Origin of the sequence: Bacillus sp. AFS001701, from assembly GCF_002559405.1 — a bacterium.
GTDB lineage: Bacteria > Bacillota > Bacilli > Bacillales > Bacillaceae_G > Gottfriedia.
Window position 1 is genome coordinate 1 of sequence record NZ_NTZO01000213.1, and the last position, 5404, is coordinate 5404.

The window sequence follows — 5404 nt, forward strand, 5'->3', positions numbered from 1 at the left end:
ATATTAAATTGTTCTGTTTTTATATAAATTAGATTACATATGCTTATTTTTGAGAAATATTAATGCAATTTTCATTTGGGGTACTTCAGAAAAATTTTGATATTATAAACTAAGCAACGCTCAGAATATAATCTGAGCGTTGTTTCTTTTAATTGTACTAGGCTTATGTTTTATATCCATAAAATAGTTTAATAATCTTTCAGTTCAATATCATTGGCAGCTTTCGCGATCATTTTCGTAATCATTTTAAACATTCCATTCATTAAGATGGGAAATCGTAACATTGCATTGCGTAATAAAATTTTGAAGTTTGATTTCTCAATCATTCCTCCAGCAGTCAATAGCCCTATTTTTTGGTTTTTTTCAACAAAATTTCTCATCTCTTTTTCATAGGAAATAAAGGACTTGTTGTAATCACCGTTAGCAGCTTTAAGCTCTCCTGCAAGGACATATGCACCGACAAGGGCTAGGCTAGTACCTTGACCTGAAAGGGGTGAGGGGCAATAAGCCGCATCACCTACTAAAGCAATTCGGCCATCTGACCAGGTCGGCATGTGAATTTGACAAATTTCATCAAAATAAAAATCTGACGCATTAATCAATTGTATGAGCAGGTTTGGTGTTTCCCAACCGTTAAGTTCTTCGAAAGCATTTTTAATAAGATTTTTTTGTTCTTCCATATCATAACGGTCGTACTTAAGAGGATCGGATTGGAACAGTAACATGCCCTTTGCTTCATTGTTATCATTTGCACTATACATTCCAACAGTTTTACCTGGAACCGTATAAAGCATTTGAGAATGGTCGAGGTTAAGATAATTCTCGAATTCAAAAATTGAGATATAACAACCGAGAGTACGTTTAAACTGATCTTCGTCACCAAATTTCAACGTTCGCACGTTGGAATGGATTCCATCAGCCCCTATTATTAGATCGAATGTTTCTGGTTTCCCATTAGAATATTGAACTTCTACCCCTGAAATTGAATCATGTATAGAGCAAATTGAATCACCCCAAATATATGTAACTTTATCCTTGGTCAAATCGAATAAAATGTTACTAAGGTTCTCACGCATAATTTCGATATCCATTCCATGCTGATTACCTAAACTTGCTTCACTAATTTTACCTTTAATTTTACCTTGATCATTCACGAAGTAAACTCCAGTCATATGGGTATCTAATGAACGAACTTGATCAAGAATACCCATTCGTTCAAGCACAGAAATTGCAGCACCACGGATATCAACAGCATATCCTCCTGGTCGTAACGCGGGAGCTCTTTCTACTACAGTCACCTCGAAACCATAGCGATGAAGCCAGTAAGCAAGTGCTGGCCCTGCAATGCTCCCTCCGGAAATAAGAACACGCATTGGTTGCTTCATAATTAGTTAATCACTCCTATTCTAAAGAATTTAAACAACATAACAACAATATATTCACTGTTTTTTTACTTATGTACTTTCGTGGAATTTCAATAATGATCTAGTAGTGAATGGCGGAATGTTTATCTAATTAGAAGCTTAACGAAGAACTGTATTGTTGAAGGAAAGAATTCAAGTGTCACTAATTAATAGGAATAAATCGAAGTAAATTGCTATTTTCAAAAATAGGTAAATGAAATGAAGGATTTAGGTGAGAATAAAGGTATGTTTTAACTAGTTTTAATTCTTCATTAAATCGAGGGAATCTCATGAACCGAAAAACAAGTATTAGTGGTTATCAATATTTTTGTATGATTTTTTTGTCTGAAATTGGGTCTACTTCATTAGTTGGAATTACACCTGAAGTTAAACAAGACGCTTGGATTAGCTTAATTATTAGTCTATTTATAGGCTGTTTGGTATTTTTTGTACATATAAAATTATTTGAGATTTTTCCAGAATACCCATTAACAAAATACGTGCAATTTATTTTAGGTAAGTATGCTGGAAAAATAGAAAAATAGTAGCTATAATTTATATTATTTTTTTTATCTACATCGCAGGGAGAATTTTACGGGATTTAGAAGACCTGTTGACTATGACTTTGTTCACAGCTTCATCTTTAATATCAATTTGTATATTAATGTTGTTTGCAGTGATTTATGGACTATTCAAAGGGATTGAAACATTTGCCAGATCAGAAGAATTTCTTTTTTTAGTAATAGTTTTGTTTATTTTACTAATTTTTGGCTTTGAGTTTATTTCTAATGTGTATCAGATAAATAATTTAAGACCGGTTTTAGAAAATGGTTGGGAACAGGTTTAATGTTAGTAGTTTTTACAATAAAAAGCATAGCAATTTTAGGTGTTTCTGAAGTGACTAGATCTGAATATCCTATTCTAGTAGCCGCAAGTACAATTAATATTGCTAATTTTGTCCAACGATTGGATACATTTTTAACTCTTCTATTGGTATGTGGAGGCTTCATAAAATTATCTATTTATGCTTTTTGTGCTGTCTCAGGAGCAGCTGATATTTTTAATGTGAAAAAAAGTTCTCAGTTGATTTATCCAATATGTTTCATCATATTAATTAGTTCGTTACTGATGGCTTCAAACCATATTGAACATCGTAATGAATGTTTTGGAAAGATTCCTTACTATTTACATTTACCACTACATATCATTATCCCATTATCATTGCTCTTAATTAGTTGGATTCAAATGAAAATTAGAGAAAAAAATGGAAATAGTACCACATAAAGAAAAGGTGCTGTTACCATTTTTTTGATGCAAGAAACTAAACAAACAATTGAAGACTTATGATTGAATAAACTGTCAGTTAATTTGCATAGGTACTTTTTAAATTTCTCAGGTATAATTATCTGTGTATCACAACTGATTTACCTAATATAAAAAATTAGAAGGTGATTCTTTATGAAAAATAAAGCAAAGTTAAAAGATATTATTGAAGAAATGGAAATGCAATTTGATGGTTATCGTTCATTTATTAAGATTGGAACTGGTGAAGTTTTTTCGGTAGCTGAAGATGATCTTATTGATGCTGAAGATGAAAAACCTATCGATGATGAGTTACAAGATTGGCAGATAGAAAATGTAGAAATCGCAAATGAAATTGTAGAAAATTTTGAGGACTATAAAGAATTACCTTCAAAATATGAAATTGATGAATATAAAATGATGAAAGACTTTTGTTTAACAGTTAAAGATGAGAAAATACAAAACATATTACTAATAACACTCGCGGGAAAAGGTGCATTAAGAAGATTTAAAGATGCAGTTATAGAGTTAAATATTGAAATGGATTGGTATAGTTATCGTGACAAACGCTATAAAGAATTAGCGATCGCATGGTGTCAAAATAATGATATCGAGTACATAGATTAGAAATATAAAAATTAAGAGTTGAGCGATTTGTGGTGATTGACTAATAGTCAGCTTAATCCGAATCAAAAATAAAATAAATCCCTTCAGATTTCGTTGAAGGGATTTTTTACGTTTTCTATGTAATTAATTATTTTAACAGAGCCAATCTTTTAAAAATAATTAAAGTAATTTCAACCCATAACCAGCAATAAAAAAAAGAAAATAATAAAATAATTAGAAATGTACTGATTGAAAAAGAATCAGAAAATCCTGGCCCTAAGACTGGAAAATGGAAAAGAAATAATAGACTCATTATACCTAACATTAAAAGAAATGCTCCAATCGCAATGATCGATAATCTCTTTTTAAAAAAGTGAAAAGCCAAGCCTAAGCCAAGTCCCATGAATCCAGTTGTAAAAGGAAAGACAATCAGTTCAGTTGGCTGTAAGATGAATAACAACATAATTGTTAGAAAATAGGACTTTATTCCATCTGTAATGGAAAACATGGAGCATAATAAAATTGGTGCAGTGGCGAGTGGACTTAAAAATAATCCTATACCTGGTAATAGGCCACCTGCAGCTTGAAAGAGTGCAGCAATACAAGCAAAAATAGCAGCTAAAATAAATTTCTTGGTTTTATTTTGTTTAGTAAATTTTAGTTGAATCAATCGGACCTCTGCTGTAATCGGTTTGAAAAAATACACATTTCCACCTCATTTAATATACGATATACATCATTTATATGAGAGTAATCAATTAGCAATACGCCAAACGTTTAAGGCATAATTATGAAATATTGATAACAAACACAAATAAATGTATGATAAATACGTTGAGAATTGCATGAAAATTTCAAAATCGAAGGGGAAAAGCTATGAATATTAAAATTGACAAAGAATATGTGCTACAAACCGCTAAACAATTACTAGAGTTTAATAGCCCAAGTGGTTTTTGCTTTGAAATTATGGAGTTAATTCGGTCTTGGACAAATAGTTTAGGATATGATTTTGAAACGACTAATAAAGGTTGTGGCGTGATCACAATTCCTGGTAAAAGCAATGAGCAAGTCATCGGATTATCAGCACATGTTGATACATTAGGGGCAATGGTTCGATCAATTACAAGTAAAGGTACTTTAAAATTTACAATTATTGGTGGACCAATCGTACCAACTCTTGATAGTGAATATTGTCAAATTAGAACGCGTGAAGGAAAAATATATACAGGTACATTTTTATCTACAAGTCCATCAATTCACGTATTCGAAGACAGTAAAACAAAAAAACGCGACCCAGAAAACATGGAAGTACGTATTGATGAATGCGTAAAGTCAAAAGAGGATGTATTAAATCTTAGAATTAGCCCTGGGGACTTTATTTTCTTTGATCCAAAAACGACAATTACTGAAAGCGGATTTATAAAATCAAGATTTATAGATGACAAAGCAAGTGTGGCATGTTTAATTGGCTTACTTGAATTATTTAAAAGAGAAAATATTGTACCTACATATACAACAAAATTATTTATTTCAACGTATGAAGAAGTTGGACATGGCTCTTCTTATATCCCATCTGATATTACTGAATTAATTTCAGTTGACATGGGTTGTATTGGAGATGATTTAAGCTGTACTGAATATGATGTTTCGATTTGTGCAAAAGACTCTGGTGGACCATATGATTACAATATGACGACTGATTTAGTCAACTTGGCAAAAGAAAATGAACTTAGCTATGCAGTAGATATTTATCCAATGTATGGTTCGGATACAGTTGCTGCTTTACGCGGAGGACAAGATATTCGCGGCGCGTTAATTGGACCAGGTGTTCATGCTTCTCATGGTATGGAAAGAACGCATTATAGTGCGATGGAAAATACGATGAAATTATTGTACTTATATTTAACAAAGTAGTAATGTAAAAGGGGCTGTCCAAGGGACTCCCCTTTTTTGGTAATGAAACTCTAGTATGATGTATTTTGATAGAAAATTAGCAAATTTTTATTCTATAGAGCATATTTGATAGTTTTCCAATAGAAAGGAGCTGCTATTGTACAAGTTTTAGGTCAAAATACCTTAACTGGTATGGGTAA

The 5404-nt window shown here is 31.8% G+C and carries 5 protein-coding genes and 1 pseudogene; 4 read left to right on the forward strand and 2 right to left on the reverse strand.

Going from position 1 to position 5404, the window contains the following annotated elements; genetic code table 11:
- Positions 1 to 188: 188 nt before the first annotated feature.
- Positions 189 to 1385 (reverse strand): FAD-dependent monooxygenase, encoded by a 1197-nt coding sequence (locus CN514_RS14555; protein WP_098233211.1) that lies wholly within the window; start codon positions 1383 to 1385, stop codon positions 189 to 191.
- Between the two features lie 308 nt (positions 1386 to 1693).
- Between CN514_RS14555 and CN514_RS14560 the strand changes: the two genes are divergently transcribed.
- The 3 genes and pseudogenes from CN514_RS14560 to CN514_RS14575 all read left to right on the forward strand — a co-directional run bounded on the left by CN514_RS14560 (position 1694) and on the right by CN514_RS14575 (position 3332).
- A complete protein-coding gene (locus CN514_RS14560) occupies positions 1694 to 1948 on the forward strand; it encodes a GerAB/ArcD/ProY family transporter (RefSeq protein WP_098233212.1) in 255 nt (84 codons plus the stop codon).
- Between the two features lie 44 nt (positions 1949 to 1992).
- Positions 1993 to 2687: pseudogene (locus CN514_RS26545) on the forward strand (GerAB/ArcD/ProY family transporter).
- Between the two features lie 174 nt (positions 2688 to 2861).
- Positions 2862 to 3332, forward strand: coding sequence for a UPF0158 family protein (locus tag CN514_RS14575; protein ID WP_098233215.1), 471 nt, complete (start codon positions 2862 to 2864; stop codon positions 3330 to 3332).
- A gap of 127 nt (positions 3333 to 3459) precedes the next feature.
- On the opposite strand, the gene CN514_RS14580 is transcribed toward CN514_RS14575, so the two are convergent.
- Entirely contained in the window at positions 3460 to 4017 is a 558-nt protein-coding gene (locus CN514_RS14580; protein ID WP_098233216.1) for a hypothetical protein, read from the reverse strand.
- A gap of 170 nt (positions 4018 to 4187) precedes the next feature.
- On the opposite strand from CN514_RS14580, the gene CN514_RS14585 reads away from it, so the two are divergent.
- Positions 4188 to 5225 (forward strand): M42 family metallopeptidase, encoded by a 1038-nt coding sequence (locus CN514_RS14585; RefSeq protein WP_098233217.1) that lies wholly within the window; start codon positions 4188 to 4190, stop codon positions 5223 to 5225.
- Positions 5226 to 5404: the final 179 nt, after the last annotated feature.

What these genes read in the sequence shown, in the direction of transcription:
- CN514_RS14555 (WP_098233211.1), bottom strand. Translation starts at nt 1,385, where the DNA reads ATGAAGCAACCAATGCGTGTTCTTATTTCCGGAGGGAGCATTGCAGGG.
- CN514_RS14560 (WP_098233212.1), top strand. Translation starts at nt 1,694, where the DNA reads ATGAACCGAAAAACAAGTATTAGTGGTTATCAATATTTTTGTATGATT.
- CN514_RS14575 (WP_098233215.1), top strand. Translation starts at nt 2,862, where the DNA reads ATGAAAAATAAAGCAAAGTTAAAAGATATTATTGAAGAAATGGAAATG.
- CN514_RS14585 (WP_098233217.1), top strand. Translation starts at nt 4,188, where the DNA reads ATGAATATTAAAATTGACAAAGAATATGTGCTACAAACCGCTAAACAA.